Raw genomic sequence first — 19,444 nt, 5'->3', positions numbered from 1 at the left:
TGCGACTTCGGAGCGATACTTCAACACAAACAGATCTTACTAAAACAATAATTGTCCAAAACATTCACTTACAACCGACATGAAGCCGAATGTCTCATTTTTCTGTTCTGGATCTTGCTCCAATTGCACAAGGCCGCACTGCGGCCGAGTCCTTTCAAGCCACATTGGATCTTGCGCAGCATGCGGAGCGCTGGGGATTTCGTCGTTTTTGGCTGGCTGAACATCATGGAATGCCAGGTATCGCTAGCGCAGCAACTTCTATCTTGATAGCACATGTAGCGGCCGGCACATCCACGATTCGCGTCGGTGCGGGTGGCATTATGCTACCTAACCACTCACCATTAATAATCGCGGAACAGTTTGGCACGTTGGAATCTTTATTCCCTGGACGTATTGATCTTGGACTCGGACGGGCTCCAGGTTCAGATCAGATGACGGCACGGGCGTTGAGGCGCAATCTATCCTCTGATGCAGACGATTTTCCTCAAGACGTTATGGAATTGATAGATTATTTCTCAGCCGAACCACGAGGGCCTGTTCGCGCTGTACCAGGAAAGGGACTTAACATTCCCATATGGATTCTTGGGTCCAGTCTTTATGGCGCTCAACTCGCCGCAACGCTCGGATTACCCTACGCGTTTGCATCCCATTTTGCCCCGGCACAAATGATGCAGGCCATTGAAGTTTACAGAGCTACATTTCAGCCTTCAAAATTTTTAAGTAAACCCTATGTCATGCTCGGCTTCAATGTCATTGCCGCGGATACTGACCAAAACGCACATTTGCTAGCTTCATCAATGCAGCAAGCATTTATTAACTTGCGCACAGGAAACCCGTCAACGCTTCCTCCGCCGATTAATGACTACTTGGAAAAAATTGGCGGGGCTGAACGAGCACTCCTTAGCCAAATACTCTCATGCTCAGCTATAGGTGGTCCGGATAAGGTCAAAGATGAAGTCGATGCATTTATTGCTAGAACCCAGGCGGATGAATTAATGATTACTTCGCAAATTTTCGATCATGCGGCCCGCCTTCGGTCTTATGAAATAATTGCGAATATCTATGAAAATTTCACCAATGCGTAATCGTAAGTAGCGAGATATCTCGAGCTACGATGTGATGCACAACTAACATGCCTCAGTATGTCAGTGATCTATTAAACGATGCCTAGCCAGCTTGGTTATGGATAGCTGAATGAGTCCGTTCATAAAAAAGCCCGCAGATATTTGCGGGCTTTAATTTTAATACGATAAATGTATAGATCCTTAAACTTGCATCTTATAGTACACAAAACAACCCTATTGATTAGAACAAAAGCTGCAATCGGCTTTACTTACCAATCATAGGGTTAACAGTTTCTTAATCAACATATGTTTCAATTCAAAATCCTCATAAACTGCAAGTTTCGGTAAAAATTCACACATAAACTGCAATCTGCTCAAAATACCAAAATATAACTATTCCGAGCTTTCGTATTCTTCAGGTATAAGTTTTTCCGTTACATGATAATTCATGGCGCAATAACCTAGTTTTGCGATAGCAGTACCCAGTCTATATCTACCATCTTCCTTATTCCGCCTAATCCATTCCATTGTGATGAGCATACCTATTACCCGATGTATGGTAGGGCGCGGCAGCCCCGTACTTTTCACGATTTCGACTAATGTACTGCCTTGATTTGAGCCACTAGCAATCGCGCTGAGTAGGATGTGGGCTCTCTTTAGGCTTCCTGTACTGGTTTGTATGTCAGCCATTGTTCGTCTTACATCAGATGAAAGTGTCTGATAATCGGACACATAAATGATGGCATCGTATTGACCGAGAGTTGCAGCCGATTATCATTTACCTCTTTTGCGGTATCAAAATCCATTGCAAATCTCCTCATGGTGGAAGTACAAATCAAAGTAGATGAATGTTATTTAGCCAATACGCCAGTCTGTTTGAAATGAATACCTTGGACGCTTGGACCAGCGCCGTGTTTGGCCTTGCCAAAGGCTATGGCTTTGACAAATGCCTGTATTCCGTTTTAAACAATAAACACGAAGCCATGGAAAATGCCTTTATCAAGAGCAACTATTCACCTGCTTGGCATAAAACATATGATGAAAAGCATCTTGCCTTAGTCGATCCCACTGTACATCACTGCCTTAACAGTAATCTGCCACTACTTTGGGAAGACAAATCCTTCAGCGGGGCAGCACAGAAAGAGTTATATGAAACTGCCAAGCAATATGGATTATGCTCTGGACTAATTTTTCCTATCCATGGAGCGCGTGGCGAGTTTGGAATGATGAGTTTTGTAGCACCCAAAGCCAAACTAGCCAAAAGCAATAAAGAGTTCCAGCACGTAGTACAAACACTATCTATACTGAAAGACCATGTTTTTGAATCATCTCTAAAATTTATTCCTAAGAAGACAGGCACTAGGCCTGTATGCTTGACGCCTCGCGAAACGGAAGTTTTGAAATGGTCGACCGCCGGTAAATCCAGCTGGGAGATATCCAAAATACTAAATTGTTCCGAATCGACAGTAAATTTTCATCTTCTAAACGTGCGTCATAAATTCGATGTCAGTACTACACAATTGGCTGTGATTAAGGCCATTCAACAGGGCATCATCCATGCCTGAAGCAATGCCCATTTTTTTGGGGATGTCAGTTCTCTTGGGAACAAAACTCCTCAGCTAATGCCACCCAGTAACGACTACCTAACGGTATAAGTGCATCGTTAAAGTCGTAGCTCGCATTATGCAGTGACGCCGACCCCAGACCATGACCTGACTCAAGATGTTCACCATTACCATTGCCAATAAAGGCATAGCAACCCGGTACCAGTCGCAGCATAGTAGCGAAATCTTCTGCCCCCATGGTCGGTTCGACTTGAGTGTCGACGTTTGCTGCTCCCACTACTTTTTTCATCACCTTGCCAGCAAGCTCGGTTTGTACTTCATCATTAATGGTCGCGCCCGATTGACGGATGAAGTCGAATTCGGCTCTGCAGCCATGGGCTTCTGCAGTCAATGTGCTGATGCTGCGCATGCGCGCTTCTATCATGTCCAATACCTTGTCGCTAAAGGTGCGAACCGTCCCGCCTATGCTAGCCGTGTCTGGAATGACATTAAAGCTGGTTCCTGCGTGTAGCTGTGTTACGGAAAGCACCGCATTATCGATGGGACGTTTATTTCGTGTGATGACTGCCTGCAAACCCGAGACAATCTGTGTAGCCGCGAATATAGGATCGTTACCATGATGCGGCAGTGCGGCGTGAGTTCCCTTGCCGGTAATACGAATCCTGAATTCGTTACAAGATGCCATAATGGGCCCCGGGCAAGTTGCAAAATCTCCGGTTTTCAAACCAGGCCAATTGTGAAGTGCAAAAATGGCATCGCAAGGAAAACGATCAAAAAGACCATCGGCTATCATCGCTGCTGCACCCGAGCCACCTTCCTCTGCGGGTTGAAAGATAAGATTAACTTTGCCGTAGAAATTGCGGCTAGCGGCGAGTGCCTTTGCCGCAGAAAGCAGCATAGCTACATGGCCATCGTGGCCGCAGGCATGCATCTTTCCAGGGTTTCGTGAACGGTGTGCAAACTGATTATCTTCTTCTATCTTGAGTGCATCCATATCTGCACGAAGCCCAATGCGCTTGCCTCCATCCAGGCCATGAATCACGCCTACAACTCCCGTGCCTCCAATTCCGCGATGTACTTCTATGCCCCACGAGCTTAGTTTTTCGGCAATTAATTGACTGGTATTGATCTCCTCAAATCCAATTTCTGGCCAGGTATGTAGTGATCGCCGTATTACGCTAAAGTCTTCTTGATCAATAGTGTCTGGTCCAAGTGAGTCGATCATGCATGATGCTAACGTTGGGATATTCATCATGAACTTTCATAAGTCGCACATGCAGGATAGATGCCTTGATAGTTGCGATAGGCATAAGGACCGTATTGGATAACCGGATATTCTTTGCCCAATAGCCCCTTAACTGTATCCACCGGTTTAATCAGAGTATGGAAGTTGGGCTGAAAGAAGAATGGCAGTGATATGCGCGACTTACCGGTGACTACGCGATGTTTTGTGGCAATGTAGGCATCCCTCGACCAGTATTGCAACATGTCTCCGATATTGCAGATATAAGCGCCCGGGATTACCGGGGTATCGAACCAGGTATTATTCTTGCCCAGCACCTGCAGCCCCGGGCTATTGGCTAATAAAATGGTGAGGCAGCCGTAATCAGTGTGTGCGCCGCAATTGTGATCGCCAACCTGTATGCCTTGCATCCTCTGTTCCAACTCAGGCATTTGCCCCGACATGCAGTCGACATCGCGCGATACTGGGTAATTAACGGTGCGAAACTGCCAGAAAGAGCGGTCATCGAAAGCATGCCTGAAGTAGTCGCGGTCAAGATCAAGACTTAGGGCAATACCTCGCATTAAATCGAAACCCAGCTTGTTCATCTCTTCTATATAAGCATTGATCGCCTCACGGTATCCAGCTATTTCCGGCCAGATATTAGGTCCATGCATGGGTTTCTTCTGCGCCACTTCCATACTGTCGGGTGCGAAATCCACACTGAATTCCATGAGTTCATACGAGTTGCGCTTGCCGTCTGCAAGTTCTGACAGGACGGGAGAATATCCACGAAAACATTGACTGTGTCTTTCCATGGAGTACCGCAGTTTTTCTTGGAGAGGCAGGTTGAAAAACTGGCTGGAAAAATCAAAAGTCTGTTGTATCAGGTCATCGGCGATACCATGATTTTTGATATAGAAAAACCCTACCTCTCTGCAGGCTTCGCCTAATTGACTAGCGACTGCCTGCGCGGCTTGAGAGTTTCCATTGCGCAATCCTTCGATGTCTATGATAGGAATCTGCAGTTGCGTGAATAGCTCATCATCCATCATCGTCCCCACTGTGTGATTAACGTATCTTAGGAAATCAAAACTCCTTTGCAACCTGATAAATCTGCTAGGTTCGCCTCCACCTTTAGCTTCATATAATCCATCCCACTACTTCTGTAAGTTTCTCCTATCTGCCTTGCAGACTCAGAGAAGCGCATGTTTTTGCTATACGCCATTCCAGACAAACGATCCAAGTTTCAAAGGGGCAAGTCGTGCAAAATACCTCAGCCGTACTAAGTCAAACCAATCCATTGGTTAGCCCGAGCAGGTGGACAGAAATCTATGACCTCATCACGTTTAAGATATTCGATCACGATGCCTTACTAGATGTGCGCGAGCAGTTTGCCAGTTCCGGCTATGTGAAACTGCCAGCATTCCTTGATCCGCAGGCTTTAACTGTATTCCGCGAAGAAATGGAACAGATTGAAGACGTTGCCATACGCAAGAAATTCGTGATGCCTGGCTATTTGTCACCACGCAGATTGTCGGTGGCTGGCGGCGGCCTTATCAGGCACCACTCACCATTGCTCTACAGCCTTTACCACCATTCTGCGTTGCGCACATGCATCGAAACTATTGTCGGGCGGCCCATCTATACCTGCACACACCCTGAAGAATATATGGTGGCCAATTTCCTGCATAACAGCGGCGATACGCATGGATGGCACCTGGATGACCCTGCCTATGCACTGATCATCTTTGCCGAGACACCACAGGAAGGTGGAGGTGGAGAGGTTGAGTTCATTGCCAATTGGACCGACTTGTGCCGGCGTAAACAACGAAGTCCGGATAAGGACATCCTGGATTTGGTGGAGTGGGCAGATGCGAATGGGTTGGTAGACAGGCATAACCATCAATCTGGCGACGCCTACCTGTTGCGCGCAGACAAGAATCTGCATCGCGTGTCGCCACTGAAGAACATGGGGGATAGGCGCTCGGTCGTCAATCTTGCATTTCAGTCCATGGCCTGCGTCGACTATGGGGATACCGCGGATTTGCTTTACGGTATGCCCGTAACCTCAGCGCCTATGGTTGCCGGCTAGTTCTATTTCCACCAAGGAGTTGAGGTGCGTATGAACCCAATAAGCGAATCACATATGGCAGTAAGTAATAGACATGAAGCTAATCCCCAAACACTCGTGGGCGATGAGCAGGCAGACGCGCAACCTATTCATTGGAGGCTATTAGCATTCAATGAATTATCCAACCACGATCTGTATGCCTTATTGGCCCTGCGTGAAAGCATATTTATTGTCGAGCAGGATGTTCCTTACGCTGACATTGATGGAAAAGACCCGCACTGCACTCACTTGCTGGGCTGCTTGCATGGGGAGTTGGTAGCCTACATGCGCATCCTGCCAGTCGGACTTTTTGAAGCCGGTTTTTTTAGCATAGGCCGCGTGGTGTTGAAGCAGGATTTACGCAGTACCGGTATTGGGCATGAGTTGGTAAGACAGGGCATGCAGCACCTTGACTCAATACGGGGCAATGTTCCGGTCAAGATATCTTCGCAGCTGTACCTGAAAAACTTCTACTCACGCTTTGGTTTTGTTGCGGTCGGCGAAATGTATATTGAGGACAGGATCCCGCATATCGCCATGGTGAGACGATAGGAGCGGCCATGAAAGTTGACTTCAAGATTTCTATGCTGCTCCGCTATAAGTCCCAGCTGTATTCGATGCTGGCCTCGTTATTTCCACTGTCCATGCTGCTGGCAAACCAGGCTCTGCCGCCATGGTTGCCGTTAGCCTATGCGGTGATTGCTATCGTATTGGGCAGGCATTTTCCAGCCTGTGTTCAGGGAATGCTGGCGATTGAAGACAGGATTAACTTGAAGTTGGGCCTAGTCACGCCTGCCAGAATCTGCCGGGTGCTACTGCATGTTCCCGTAGTGGGCATTCTGTATGGTGCAACTGTCGTGTTGAGCCAGTCCTCGTTTTCTGCGCAAGCCTGTCTTCTATATATTGCCGGGTCTACCGGTATTCAATCCTGGGCAATCACTGCGGCTTACCGTGGCTGGGGGGATCGTGTATCGAATTCCTTACTGGCGTTCCTGCTCGTGTCCGGAGCTATGAGTGCCAGCGTGCTATATCCGAGTGCGTGGAACCTTGTATACCTCGGTATGGCCGCCTTGTGCCTCCATCTCATTCTGGGTGCACGCTCAGATATACGCACCTGGCTACATCCCAAAAAAGGCGTGGGGGTCTTCTTCGGCACCTTCAACCCGGTGCATAAGACGCATATCAAAATATTGCAAGAGGCCATCTCCGACCGGGGTTTGAGCAAGGTGTACCTGCATCCCACTACGGTACCCAAACTGCACAGGCTCGCGCTTAGCCATGGAGAAATCGCCATGACGGAAGAGGAGGGTATGCGGGTTTACCACAAGACCGAACTTGCAGATAAAAGTAAGAACTACTTCCCCACCGGCCGTAAATTCTATCCCTACGAGGTGCGGCACCAGCTTTTGCGCGCCGGGGTTGGCGATGCTGGGCTGGAGGCGATAGTAGAAGTGCTTGACTGGCCCGATGTATACGACAGTCAGGGATTCTTTGGCGTGATTGCCGAGATCAGGCGCTCACTGCCTCCCGGGACCCCCATACACGGCATTCATGGCAGTGACGTCGGTGGTATATGGGTCAGGAATATCTTCGAGATCTCCGGCGGTATATATCCCTATCCTGTCATTCGATCAGATTGCATTTCGGCAACTGCCATACGTGAGGGCGCCGTAGGTTACACCACCCCCACCATAGAAGCGTTTCTGGCTGCCTCCAGGGCAGGCACAGACTTCATATTCCCTACGGGATATGTGTTTAAGAACAACAGCCGCAATCACTGGAGATAGCCATGGATACAACCACTGAAGTCACTATTGTCGGCGCTGGACCATACGGCCTATCCATCGCTGCGCACCTGCGCCACATGAATGTGAACTTCCGGATTATTGGCAGCCCTATGCATACCTGGCGTACGCATATGCCCAAGGGAATGCATCTTAAGTCTGCCGGCTTATCCGCGACCTTGTTTGATCCGGAACACAGCTTCACGCTTAAACAATATTGCCGGGAAAACGACATCCCGTATGAAGACGAAGGCTTGCCTATTTCACTGGAGTTATTCACCCAATACGGCATGGAATTCCAGCGGCGCTTTGCTCCTAATCTGGAGGAAACGAAATTACAGAGCTTGCGTAAGCAGGGTGATATGTTCGAGCTAGTTTTAGACAATGGGTCAAAATTCCTGTCGCGCAAGGTGATACTGGCCGTGGGCATTGATTATTTCAGGTACCTGCCAAAGCCTTTGGATGGCCTGGACCAAAGCCATTACTCGCACAGTGCTGAGCATCATGAACTAGAGAAATTCAGGGGCAAAGAGGTCGTGGTCATCGGCAGCGGCTCTTCCGCCATCGACATGGCAGTATTGCTGCATGAGATCAAGGCCAGGCCTATTCTGGTAGCGCGACGGCAGGCACTGAATTTCGGACAGAAAGAGGGGCGGGTACGTACACGGCTGAGCCGCTTGGTGGCTCCCATGTCAGGATTAGGCCCCGGCTGGAAGAACCTGTTTTGCGCTGCTATGCCGGGCTTGTTCCGCTATCTGCCGGCGAATTTCCGTATCAAGGTGGTCAAGGAATTTCTCGGGCCATCGGGAGGCTGGTTCATCAAGCCGCGTATGAAGGATATCCCCATCCTTCTCGGGTATAAGCTGCTGTCGGCAACATCTGCGCAAGGCAAAGCCGAGTTGCAGTTCATCGATGTTAAAGGCGAACAGCACAGCATACAGGTCGACCATGTGATCGCCGCAACCGGATACAAGGCGCAGGTCAACACCATCAGTTTCCTCAATCCAGAGATCGAACTGGCAATCCAGCTAGTGGGTAAAACGCCCAGGTTGTCGGCCAATTTCGAATCTTCGGTGCCCGGTCTTTATTTTGCCGGCCCATCCACTGCGAATACTTTTGGTCCAGTGATGCGATTCGCTCTCGGGGCGGGGTTTGCCTCACGCACCATCTCCAGGCATCTGCAACGGGTTTTGCGCCAGCATCCGGCAGGTGGGCAAGACATGCCCGTGCCTCAATCGATTGCTACCAGCCAATACCAGCGATGATCAGGATAGCTTCTAACTTTGCAAAATGGCTATGGCACAGCCCGATTGTTCTCTTAATGTATACCGCGAGCATATGGGGTTGTAATGCCGTAGCTGCAAGGCTCGCCGCGGGCAACATTTCGCCTATGTGCCTGGTTTTGCTCAGATGGTTGATCGTATGTTCCATCCTGTTCGCCTGCATGCACCGTAGCCTTGGGAAAATCCTGCCAATGATGCGAATGTCATGGCGAAGGTTTATCTGGATGGGCTTCGCTGGATTCACTGGCTTCAGTGCCTTGTTCTATCTGGCTGCCTACAAGACCACTGCAGTCAATATCACCTTGTTGCAGACCTCGATGCCGCCCATGGTGCTGCTTGGCGCTTTTCTATTTTATAAAGAGGAAGTGACTGGATGGCGGCTAGCAGGCATGCTGTTGGCCCTGGCTGGCATGGTGTTAATCGCTACCCGCGGCGACATGCAGATCCTGGCCACCATGAATTTCAATATCGGCGATATAGCGATCATCGCCGCCTGCATCCTCTACGCGGGATATACCTTATCCCTGAGAAGCAGGCCCGCCATCCCTGCTCTTCAGTTTTTTTTCGGGCTGTCGCTGTCGGCATTGGCATCGGCATTGCCGCTGGCAATCGGTGAGATAGCAGCAGGCTACGCCTACTGGCCCAGTGTTACTGGGTGGTGGGTGCTGCTGTTTGTGGCGTTCGGCCCGACATTGACGGCCCAGCTTGCCTATATGCGAGGCGTGGACTTGATTGGCCCGTCACGCGCAAGTCTCTTTCCATGCCTGGTGCCGGCGCTGGGAGCGCTTTGTGCGGTCCTGATGCTGGGAGAATCATTCCATCTTTACCACGGCATCGCTCTTGGTATGGGGCTAACCGGAGTTTATCTGGGACAAGCCGGCCCTGGCCTTTTCAGGCCCATACGCTGGCCTTTCAATATGACCAGACTTGAAAAGGGGAATAATCGTGGATGACTTTTACGGCGAACAGCATCGTGCATTCCAGCAGGAATTCGAGACAGTGAAGCTTGCCAATGCGGTTCATAACAACATTGTCAGCCATGAGATAGACGCCAGGCACAAGGACTTCATAGAAAGCCGCGACATGTTCTTCCTGAGCACTATCGATCATCGAGGATATCCCACTTGCTCCTACAAGGGCGGGCATGCCGGTTTCATCAAAGCGCTTGATCAGAATACCCTGGCTTTTCCAAGCTACGACGGCAACGGCATGTTCCTGTCCATGGGCAATATCACCTTGAATAACAAGGTCGGCATGCTGCTGATGGACTTCGAAACACCGCATCGCATACGTATCCACGGTAACGCCAGCGTCAGTCGCGATGATCCATTACTGGCGCAATTCACCGGAGCCGAACTGGTGGTAAGGGTCAAGGTGCTGGAAATATTTGTTAACTGTACGCGCTATATCCATCAATACCAGAAGCTTGCCGATTCGCGCTATGTGCCTGTGCAAGGAAAGAAAGCGCCGCTGGCCCAGTGGAAGCGCATTGATGGATTGCAGGAGGCGTTGCCATCGCGCGACCAGCACATTGCACAAAGCCTGGGCGGCACTATCACGCCCGAGGAATACGAACATATGGTGGGTCAGGGGCAAGCCTGAGCGATAGGCTTGCAGGGAACAGGTAATGAATTACTTGGCTGCAGTATTTATAAGGTAGACATTTATGACTGAAATTCAAGAAAGCTTACGCACGCTTGCACATATATCGGTATATGTCACCTGGATCATCTTCTCACTCGCGGTAGTGGAGGCAGTAGTACTCAAATATGTCTTGAAGCAGGAGTACGACCTCGCTGGGGCGGCATGTTCTTTTTCGCTGAAGATTGTACGTGTGTTCTCGCAGTCTATTCCACTGCTAGTCACTGTGCCCATAGGCTACTGGCTGAGCAGGCATCCTATTGTGGACTTATCCAACTATGGAGCAATGTCATATCTATTGTTGTTCATCGGGTATGAATTCGGCTTTTATTTCAGGCATAGATTCGCACACCAGACACGCTGGTTCTGGATTAGCCATCAAGTACATCATTCAGCGAATCATCTCAATCTATCGGTCGCTTTCCGTGTCTCGGTAGGGGAGATACTCATGGGTGCAATGCTGTTCCATGTCATCCCCCTCAGCCTGCTTGGATTCGACCCGATCACCATCCTGGGCGCGGCCGCCATAGGTGGGGCTATTGCCCTATGGAATCATTCCACCTGGATAGGAAAGCTGGGGCCGCTGGAAGGAATATTGAGCACGCCATCGGCGCATCGTGTGCACCATGCGCGAAACCCGGAATACATCGGTGAAAAGGAGGGCGCCAATTTCGGTGCGCTTACCGTGATTTTTGACAGGATATTCGGAACCTATATGCCGGAGCGCGACGATATCAAGATTGAATATGGCCTGGTAGAGCCGATCCGTAGCAATAATCCTGTCACTATCAGTTTTCATTTATTCAAAAAGGCCTGGATCGATCTGCGGCAGGCCAGGAGTGTTGGCGAAGTGCTGAGCTATCTGACCAGCAAGCCCAGTGACCCGTGGCCGCCTGTACGCACAGACGGTGTGCGCTACAATAAGACCACGTTCATAGAGGACAATCAGCTGGGTCGCTAATCGACATGCTAGCCATAATGACATGCATATCTTAGGATCATTCAAGCAGGAAAGCCTGGTCGCGCTGGTCGCGCTGATTCTGGCAATCTCCTTCAGCCTTAGTCTCGATAGCTATGCCAGTTGGGGCAATGCCATCGCACTGATGCGTAGCATGGCGATATTGGGCGTGTTTGCCCTCGGCATGATCATCGTCATCATTGGTCGTGGCATCGACCTGTCGCAGATTGCCATCGGTATGGTGTCGGCCGCCATTTCCGTCAAGCTACTGGCGGCCGGGATGACCCTGCCGCTTGCCCTGCTGGCCGGGTTGGCTGCAGCGATGGCGATGGGTTCGATCAATGCGGCGCTGATACACGCGCTGGCAATCCCCCCGTTATTCACTACCCTGACCAGCGTCTTCGTGTTTGTCGGGCTGGCCCGCGTCAGTATCTTGCCTTCCATGATCATTAACCTGCCATCGCAGCAAACAGGCCTGGTCGCGGTGGGGCAGAACTGGCATAGCGTGCCTATCCCGGTCATGGTATTCGGAGCGTGTGCGCTGCTGACTCATCTATTCCTGCATGCAACAACGATGGGCCGCTTCATCTATGCCTATGGGGACAATGCCGAGACCGCCAGGCTGTCTGGCATGCCGGTTACCGCCATCGTGATTAGCCAATATGTACTGTGCGCGCTGCTGGGGTTCGTGGCCGGTCTCCTGATGGTATCCACGACGGCGATGGTGGACCTTAAGACGGTCAATTCCACCATGATCTTCGACGTTATCCTGGTGGTGGTGATTGGCGGAGGCAGTCTTGCAGGGGCCCGGGGTGGGGTAGCCAGCGTCCTTGCCGGCCTGCTGTTGATAGGTGTGCTGCTCAACGGAATGACGCTGATGGATGTCAACGCGCAACTGCAGAATATCATCAAGGGTGGCGTATTGCTGGCGGTGATTATGGTGGATCACTGGCTCCACCCCTACGACGAGGAAGATGCCAGGCAAAGTGTTTAATCGAAAAACTGAGGACTCAACATGAATGCGACAATAAAAATGACAATAAAAACCGGCATATCGGTATTGGCCCTGGCTATAAGCGCAACCGCCAGCCCGACGGTCATGGCGGACAACAACCCGCGCGCGCAAATGCGCATGGATTTTGACCAGGCGGTAAAAGGCAAGACGGTCGCCTGGGTGCCTATCACGCTAGGTAATCCCATAGGCGATATGTGGACCGCAGTTATGCGCGAGAACTTCGCCAAGTATGGTATCAAGTTCCTGGTGCGCGATCCCAATTTCAGCAGCACTGCGCAACTGCAGGCCGTTACCAGCCTAATCAACCAGAAACCTGACGTACTCATTGTGCAGAATGCCAATGTATCCCTGCTGACCAAGGAGTTAAGGCGCGCCATGGATAACGGCATATACGTGGTACAGGTCAATCTGCTGTCCAACCAGGCGTCTGATGCGTATGTCGGGGTAGATTATGTCGATGTAGGCAGGCAGATAGCTACCGATATCGTGGCAGAGTGCGGGGGGGGCAAGAGTTCAGGAAAAGTGGCGCTGGTGCAGGGCGAGGTAACCGCCACCGACAGCATAGACCAGATGAAAGGCGCCATGGAGGTATTCAACAAGGATAAATCCATCAAAGTAGTCTCCACCCAAGCGGCCAAATGGGATAGCAGCAAGGCCAATGCATTGACCGCGACCACCCTGCAGCAGCATCCGGACCTGTGTGCCACCTATGGATTCTGGGGCACCATGCAGCAGGGTGCGGCACAGGCAGTCAAGACGGCAGGGCTACAGGGCAGGGTCAAGGTATACGCTTCCAGCGACGGTCCGCGTGCGGATTGCGACCTGGTGGAACAGAAGCTATTCCACAAGATATTATCGTTTCGCGCCGACGTGCAGGGAGAGCAGATCTCCAATGCAGTATTGAGCCTGCTGCAGAGCGGTAACAAACCGGGTAGCAAGCGCATTACGCTGCTGTCCAATAATTACTGGGTCAGCGGCAAGAACGAGCGCAACTATTGCTACGACCTCCCCAAGTGAGGCGGGTAGGATGACCGTGACCAGGCTGGGAGTGTTTTTGTTAATGGCGGCTAATGGCAATATGCATGGTATCTAGTACACGGCAACGTTTTCGACGTGTATTGGAAGCAGCCTTGCTGCCAATCGGGGTGGTATTGCTGTTCGCAGGCTTCGCCTATACCGTCCCCGACTATCTAAGCAGTGTGAATCTGCAGCAGCTCATGCGCGACTTCGCCGAGCCTGGCTTGATCGCCCTGGCCTTGACCATCGTGGTGCTCTCAGGTGGGATAGACCTCTCGATAGGCGCGACCTTCGCCATTGCCAATTTTGTTGCCTTATACCTGTTCAAGGTCCATGCCTGCCCACTGGCAATGACTATCATGCTCACCGCCCTAAGCGGTTTGCTGATCGGCATGTTCAATGGCGTGCTTGTCGGCTATATGCGCACTCGTCCCTTCCTGACGACACTGTCGACGCTGTTGATCCTGCGCGCTGGCTACGACCTGGCAGCAGATAGCCATGCCGTGCAGCTAGCAGAGGCAACGTATGACAGCCCGGGCTGGGAGTTGCTGGGCAGCGGTAATGTTCTGGGTTTGCCCCTAAGCATGTGGGTTTTGATAGCGGTCGCAATACTTGCGCATGTCTTCATGACGCACACACGCGCCGGTAACCATATTCGTGCCGTTGGGGCGGGCCGCAAGGCAGCCCGTCATGCAGGTATCGCTATCAACCGCAGTCTATGCCTCGCTTATGTCGTGAGTGGCACCATCTCGGCGATAGCCGGATTGCTGTATGCCTCTCGTCAGAACAGTGCCGGATCAGACACAGGCAGCGGCATGGAGCTTGCCGCTATCGCCGCGGTGGTATTGGGCGGCATCAGTCTCAGCGGAGGGCGCGGCAGCGTCTTGCGTGCACTGCTGGGAGCGTTGCTGCTGTTCCTGGTGATGAATGGGTTGCTGCGTATGGATATGACCGGCAGCATGTCCTCGGCAATCACCGGGGTGATACTGCTGGGCGCCGTCGCCTTGTCTGCGCGGACGCTAAAGAGGCGGCATGGACAGTCGCATGAAGGGCACGCCCACGGAATTCCACCGGCAGTACAGTTGGCAACAACAGCCGTGGCTCAAGCCGCGGCCTTGCTAAACGTGACCCGCTTAAGCAAGACCTACGGCGCCAGTTACGCATTGCGTGAGGTAAGCCTGGTTATCAATAGCGGTGAGATCCATGCCCTGATCGGCGAAAACGGGGCTGGTAAGAGTACGCTGTGCAAGATCATCGCGGGGGCGATTTCTCCCAGTGCAGGCCAGCTGGAACTGAACGGCCAGCCGCTGGTATTGCATTCCCCCGAAGACGGATTACGTAGCGGAATCGCCATGGTCTATCAGGAGAGCAGCCTGATTTCCAGCATGAGCGTGGCGCAGAACCTGCGTCTGGGTGACGAGCCCTGGTTTAATTGGGGCAAGCATAGCCATTATGCTGCCAGGGAGTTGCTGCTACAGGTCGGTCTGGACATCGATCCTGGCACGGAAGCCAGCGAACTGAGCTTGGCGCAATGCCAGCTTGTCGAGATTGCGCGTGCAATCAATCGAAAGGCCAGCCTGCTTATTTTTGACGAGCCTACTGCCAGTCTCACCCCGCAGGAGGTTCAACGATTCCTGGCGTTGCTGCAAACGCTCAAAGCCAAGGGAGTAGCCATCATCTTCATTACCCATGCGCTGGAAGAGGCGCTGGCAGCTGCAGATCGCATCAGCGTTCTGCGCGACGGTGTTTGTGTCGGCGCAGGCATTCCATCGCATACGCTGGATCGCGAAAGCCTGGTGCACTTGATGGTAGGGCGTGAACTGGTGGCAGGGCCTCGTGCCGGTCCGCATACTGCTAGCACTTCAGGCAGCAATCCGGTTGGGCTGCAGTTGCGTGGGGTGACACTGGAGCAGAGGTTGAAAGATGTCACTGTGACGCTACTTCCCGGCAAGGTGACGGCATTGGCCGGATTGGTGGGTTCCGGTCGTACGCTTCTGGCCAGGCTGGTGGCGGGCAGCTTGAAGTCTAATAGCATTTATCGGGGCCAGGTGCTGCGTGGCGACAGGGAGGTGCGCTATCGCACGCCCAGGCAGGCCATCGCCGACGGTGTGGTCTATGTGACTGAAAATCGCAATATCGATGGTCTGTTCAACACAATGGATGTCGCTGCTAATTTATACCTGGCGCAACTAGCGACGCCGACCGGATGGCGCTTCTGGTATTCACGTACGCAAGCAGAGCAGTTGGCACGTGACTGGAGCGCCCGACTGGCGATTGCCGGTTTGCAGCCTGGCAAGCCTCTAAGCTTATATTCCGGGGGCAACCAGCAGAAGGTAACGGTGGCGCGAGCGATGTTGCAGAATCCCGAGGTCATCTTGTTGGATGAGCCTACTCATGGCGTGGATGTAGGCGCAATCGTATTGCTACATCAAGTCATCGATAAACTTGCCGAACAAGGAGCTACAGTGGTTGTGGTGTCCTCCTACTTGCCTGAGGTGTTCAGGTTGGCCGATTGCATTGTGGTTATGCGGGAGGGACGGATAACGGCGATCATGGACATCGCAGACGCCACAGAACAGACAGTGATGAGCGCTGCAGCGCATTGAGACTATTTATCGCACGCAAAGGTATTAAAAGGCAGGCATTCGCTAGATAGTGCAATGGTGTAGCTACCGGTGCTGGTGCTGGATATTGCCATCCAATAGATGGATAATCGCCGCATGTCTGATCCGTCTGCCAAACCAGAGGTAGCGTTACCGCAAGACCTGCCGCCTGGCAGTCTAAATCGTGCCGTGATTTTGCTTCGGGCAATTGCCCAGGGCTCTCGTCGCGGCAGCCTGCTCACTGACCTGGTAGCCAAGACCGCATTGCCTCGTCCAACTATCCACAGAGTGCTGGATATGCTGATAGAACTTGGTTGGGTGGTACGTGATGCCCAAACTGCGCGCTTCAATATTGGCGTCAATCTTGCAGCGCTTGGTTATTGTGCCATTAGCCGCAACCCTATAGAGCGCATTGCAGCCAAGCACTTAATTAAATTGGCAGGAGAGCTGAATCAGGTAGTGTACCTGGGGGTTCGTTCTGGCATCGACATGGTCTGTATAGGCCGTTACGAAAGTTCTTCGCTGATACAGGTCGGAAAGGGACATGTAGGCTTGCTCGGTCCGTTAGGCTTAAGTCCTAGTTGCATGGCCATCCTTGCTAAATTGCCTGCGGCAGATATCAAACATATCATCCAAACAAATCTATCTCGCTACCACCGCATTGAAGGTTTTGATGAGACGGGATTTTACGCCGCAGTGGATGAGGCCATCAAAAATGGGTATAGCACCTATGATGGGATTGTTTTGGATCGCACTACCAGTGGGGTAGGCATGGCAATTTGCGACGACAGTGGGTATCCAATTGCTGGCATCGGCACAACTTACATCACTGGCTGGCGTAATGAAGCTCAACTCCATGAATGCCTGCAACATATGCGCAACACCATACGGAATATTACTTCTGAACTGCTAGGCTATGATTTTCTAATTTCATAGATAAACCCCGACAGATGATCTGCACGTTCTTCAAACTCGGCTACATTTAGCTACGCTTTTATCCACCTTGAATGCCGCAGCCCTGAGCACGAGATCAGGGACAAAGATGTCTAGCGAGACAGAGTATGTGCATCAAAACTCCTGCACTTATTAGCATAGCGGGTAAGCTTTCATAAGTGATTGTATCTACGCTGCAACGTGCAGTTTATGACTCCCCAGCGTATGCACGATAAAAAAGCCCGCAACTGCGAGCTTTTTTGAAGTTGCAGCTTATGGCGCACAAAGCTGTAGCTTGATTCATAAGCTGCGCCGTATTTATTTTTCGTCAAATGAGTCTGTCTACATACTCTTTTTAAGAGTTTATTTTCTTTCATCAGCTTCAACTATGCTAAGCAGCTTGGTTAAATGGTGGTCTAGTTGCTTGAGCGAGTCAGATGGCAGAGCGGCTAATATGGCTCGCTCTGTAGCGAGATGAGCTTCTACGGCCTGGTCGATGATTTCAATTCCCTGCGGGGTAAGCTTTACCAGCATGCTGCGTGCATCCAGAGTACTCTTCACACGCACTATCAATCCGTTCTGCTCCAAGCGTTGTATTCTGTTTGTCATGGTGCCAGATGTCACCATCAATGACGAATAAAGTGCCGTAGGTGCCAAACAATAGGGGCTGCCAGAACGCCTTAAGGCGGCAAGAACATCAAACTCCCAGCTCGACATCCCAAACTGTGAAAACGTCTGGTCCAGCTTGCGGCGAATCAAGGCTTCACATCGGGCAAGGCGTCCGATAGGACCCATCGGGCTGGGGTCTAAATCAGGACGTTCCCGGCGCCATTGCGCAAGAATCTCATCGACAGCATCTGGTTTGGACATTTTTTACACTCCCATTTTATCTTGACATCAAGATAAATTCTACTCAGACTGATTATATCTCGATGACGAGATAATTTGATATTGAGAATGGGAGCAGTATGAATGCAAATCGGTTTGGCTTGGTCGCGTCTATCCTTTTAATCGCCATCAATTTACGCCCTGCCATGGCCTCTCTTGGACCATTACTTGATTTGATCGAGCACTCAACAGGACTCACATCTGCCGGTGCAGGGCTATTGACGACGGTGCCAGTTTTTTTAATGGGAGTGGGAGCCCTGTTGGGGCGGCCTCTCCGTCAGCTGTTGGGCGAAATTAATGGTGTCACGCTAGGGATGTGTTTGGTGACATTGGCTTGCGCGGGTCGAGCGCTCGATCATTCTGCCACTGGGTTGTTGTTGAGTGCGGCGTTGGTAGGCTTGGGAATTGCCTTGATTCAAGCCCTCTTACCAAGCTTCATAAAAAAAACCTTAGGGTCCAGATCAAGCAGCATGATGGCTCTTTACAGCACAGGAATCATGAGTGGAGCAGCCATGGCAGCTGCCATTACCCCCAGAGTAAGTATGCAATTCGGCTGGCAATCCGCATTGGCCATCTGGGCGGTTCCTGCGCTACTTGCCTGGGTTGTATGGTGGATCGCTACCAGTGGGAAAGTCCGCTTAAACAGCGAGCATGTGGCTATCCCTCGCTATTCATTCTGGCGGAACTCAAGAGCTTGGTCGCTCATGCTGTTTTTCGGGATAAGCACGGGCGCTTATATCCTTATCCTTGCATGGCTGCCGCCATTTTATGTAGATCTTGGACAAGATCGCAAAATGGCAGGCGATCTACTCGCTGGACTCACCATGACAGAGGTTCTGTCGGGTCTGGCAATCTCTGTATTAGTAGGAAAATTCCATGACCGCCGCCCACTTCTTATTTCAGCTTTGGTTTTTACCCTCGCTGGTTTAGTCGTGTTGCATGAGTCTCCCTTGCAAATGGCCTTGCTCGCGATGATCCTGTTGGGCTTGGGGATAGGTGCCTTGTTTCCCCTGTCATTAATATTAGCCATGGATCATATCGACAGCCCGGAAATGGCAGGTGACTTGGCGGCATTTATGCAAGGGGGAGGATATATTATTGCCAGTATCATGCCATTCCTGGCTGGTTGGGTACGGGAAGAGTTTTCTAGCCTCTCGCACGCATGGGTGGGAATGTTTGTAGCACTCGTCATGATTGCCTTCCTGGCGCTACGATTTTCCCCTTCAAGTTATGGCAGGGCATTAAATTGACCACAGAATCTACCTTCAAGTAAGTTCTTGAACGTCAATTTTCTTTAACCACACTGACCGAATGCTTACGCGCGTCAAGCAATCAAATGTATGCCTGAATCAAGCGAT

18 protein-coding genes are annotated in these 19,444 nt (G+C 51.3%); 14 read left to right on the top strand and 4 right to left on the bottom strand.

What is annotated here, in order from left to right:
• Positions 1 to 89: 89 nt before the first annotated feature.
• Positions 90 to 1,085: an LLM class flavin-dependent oxidoreductase gene (locus tag LG204_RS01115; protein WP_230335553.1), complete on the top strand. Its 996-nt coding sequence runs from the start codon at positions 90 to 92 to the stop codon at positions 1,083 to 1,085.
• Positions 1,086 to 1,457: 372 nt separating this feature from the next.
• Here LG204_RS01115 and LG204_RS14135 read toward each other — a convergent pair whose 3' ends face one another.
• Positions 1,458 to 1,754 carry a helix-turn-helix domain-containing protein gene (locus LG204_RS14135; RefSeq protein WP_407664150.1) on the bottom strand — a complete coding sequence of 99 codons (297 nt, stop codon included), beginning with the start codon at positions 1,752 to 1,754 and terminating at the stop codon, positions 1,458 to 1,460.
• Positions 1,755 to 1,912: 158 nt separating this feature from the next.
• Here LG204_RS14135 and LG204_RS01110 point away from each other — a divergent pair, with 158 nt between their 5' ends.
• Positions 1,913 to 2,629, top strand: coding sequence for a LuxR family transcriptional regulator (locus LG204_RS01110; protein ID WP_230335552.1), 717 nt, complete (start codon positions 1,913 to 1,915; stop codon positions 2,627 to 2,629).
• Between the two features lie 25 nt (positions 2,630 to 2,654).
• Here the strand turns inward: LG204_RS01110 and LG204_RS01105 are convergent, their stop codons facing one another.
• Together LG204_RS01105 and LG204_RS01100 are read right to left on the bottom strand one after the other, a co-directional pair.
• Positions 2,655 to 3,854 (bottom strand): M20 aminoacylase family protein, encoded by a 1,200-nt coding sequence (locus tag LG204_RS01105; protein WP_230335551.1) that lies wholly within the window; start codon positions 3,852 to 3,854, stop codon positions 2,655 to 2,657.
• A gap of 26 nt (positions 3,855 to 3,880) precedes the next feature.
• A complete protein-coding gene (locus LG204_RS01100) occupies positions 3,881 to 4,906 on the bottom strand; it encodes an isopenicillin N synthase family dioxygenase (protein ID WP_230335550.1) in 1,026 nt (341 codons plus the stop codon).
• A 209-nt stretch (positions 4,907 to 5,115) separates the two neighbouring features.
• Between LG204_RS01100 and LG204_RS01095 the strand changes: the two genes are divergently transcribed.
• The 11 genes from LG204_RS01095 to LG204_RS01045 all read left to right on the top strand — a co-directional run bounded on the left by LG204_RS01095 (position 5,116) and on the right by LG204_RS01045 (position 17,201).
• Positions 5,116 to 5,946, top strand: a complete 831-nt coding sequence (locus tag LG204_RS01095) for a HalD/BesD family halogenase (protein WP_230335549.1) — start codon at positions 5,116 to 5,118, stop codon at positions 5,944 to 5,946.
• 30 nt (positions 5,947 to 5,976) lie between these two features.
• Positions 5,977 to 6,516, top strand: a complete 540-nt coding sequence (locus tag LG204_RS01090) for a GNAT family N-acetyltransferase (protein WP_230335548.1) — start codon at positions 5,977 to 5,979, stop codon at positions 6,514 to 6,516.
• 8 nt (positions 6,517 to 6,524) lie between these two features.
• Positions 6,525 to 7,751: a nucleotidyl transferase family protein gene (locus tag LG204_RS01085; protein ID WP_230335547.1), complete on the top strand. Its 1,227-nt coding sequence runs from the start codon at positions 6,525 to 6,527 to the stop codon at positions 7,749 to 7,751.
• A gap of 2 nt (positions 7,752 to 7,753) precedes the next feature.
• Positions 7,754 to 9,013: an NAD(P)-binding domain-containing protein gene (locus tag LG204_RS01080; protein WP_230335546.1), complete on the top strand. Its 1,260-nt coding sequence runs from the start codon at positions 7,754 to 7,756 to the stop codon at positions 9,011 to 9,013.
• On the top strand, positions 9,010 to 9,984 hold the full coding sequence (locus tag LG204_RS01075; RefSeq protein WP_230335545.1) for a DMT family transporter: 975 nt from the start codon (positions 9,010 to 9,012) through the stop codon (positions 9,982 to 9,984). The genes LG204_RS01080 and LG204_RS01075 overlap by 4 nt, the downstream gene beginning before the upstream one ends.
• Positions 9,977 to 10,633, top strand: a complete 657-nt coding sequence (locus LG204_RS01070; RefSeq protein ID WP_230335544.1) for a pyridoxamine 5'-phosphate oxidase family protein — start codon at positions 9,977 to 9,979, stop codon at positions 10,631 to 10,633. The genes LG204_RS01075 and LG204_RS01070 overlap by 8 nt, the downstream gene beginning before the upstream one ends.
• Before the next feature lie 64 nt (positions 10,634 to 10,697).
• Entirely contained in the window at positions 10,698 to 11,633 is a 936-nt protein-coding gene (locus LG204_RS01065; RefSeq protein WP_230335543.1) for a sterol desaturase family protein, read from the top strand.
• 22 nt (positions 11,634 to 11,655) lie between these two features.
• The gene (locus tag LG204_RS01060) at positions 11,656 to 12,624 is read left to right on the top strand and encodes an ABC transporter permease (protein WP_230335542.1); all 969 of its coding nucleotides are present in this window, start codon (positions 11,656 to 11,658) and stop codon (positions 12,622 to 12,624) included.
• A 39-nt stretch (positions 12,625 to 12,663) separates the two neighbouring features.
• Positions 12,664 to 13,662, top strand: coding sequence for a sugar ABC transporter substrate-binding protein (locus LG204_RS01055; protein WP_230335541.1), 999 nt, complete (start codon positions 12,664 to 12,666; stop codon positions 13,660 to 13,662).
• Positions 13,663 to 13,727: 65 nt separating this feature from the next.
• Positions 13,728 to 16,268: an ATP-binding cassette domain-containing protein gene (locus LG204_RS01050; protein WP_230335540.1), complete on the top strand. Its 2,541-nt coding sequence runs from the start codon at positions 13,728 to 13,730 to the stop codon at positions 16,266 to 16,268.
• 114 nt (positions 16,269 to 16,382) lie between these two features.
• On the top strand, positions 16,383 to 17,201 hold the full coding sequence (locus LG204_RS01045) for an IclR family transcriptional regulator (protein ID WP_230335539.1): 819 nt from the start codon (positions 16,383 to 16,385) through the stop codon (positions 17,199 to 17,201).
• A 360-nt stretch (positions 17,202 to 17,561) separates the two neighbouring features.
• Here LG204_RS01045 and LG204_RS01040 read toward each other — a convergent pair whose 3' ends face one another.
• Positions 17,562 to 18,068, bottom strand: a complete 507-nt coding sequence (locus tag LG204_RS01040) for a MarR family winged helix-turn-helix transcriptional regulator (RefSeq protein ID WP_230335538.1) — start codon at positions 18,066 to 18,068, stop codon at positions 17,562 to 17,564.
• A gap of 98 nt (positions 18,069 to 18,166) precedes the next feature.
• On the opposite strand from LG204_RS01040, the gene LG204_RS01035 reads away from it, so the two are divergent.
• Positions 18,167 to 19,336, top strand: a complete 1,170-nt coding sequence (locus LG204_RS01035; protein ID WP_230335537.1) for an MFS transporter — start codon at positions 18,167 to 18,169, stop codon at positions 19,334 to 19,336.
• The last annotated feature ends 108 nt before the right edge of the window (positions 19,337 to 19,444 follow it).

The organism is Methylovorus menthalis (assembly GCF_020523625.1).
Taxonomy (GTDB): domain Bacteria; phylum Pseudomonadota; class Gammaproteobacteria; order Burkholderiales; family Methylophilaceae; genus Methylovorus; species Methylovorus menthalis.
This window is presented reverse-complemented; position numbering and strand designations above follow the sequence as displayed.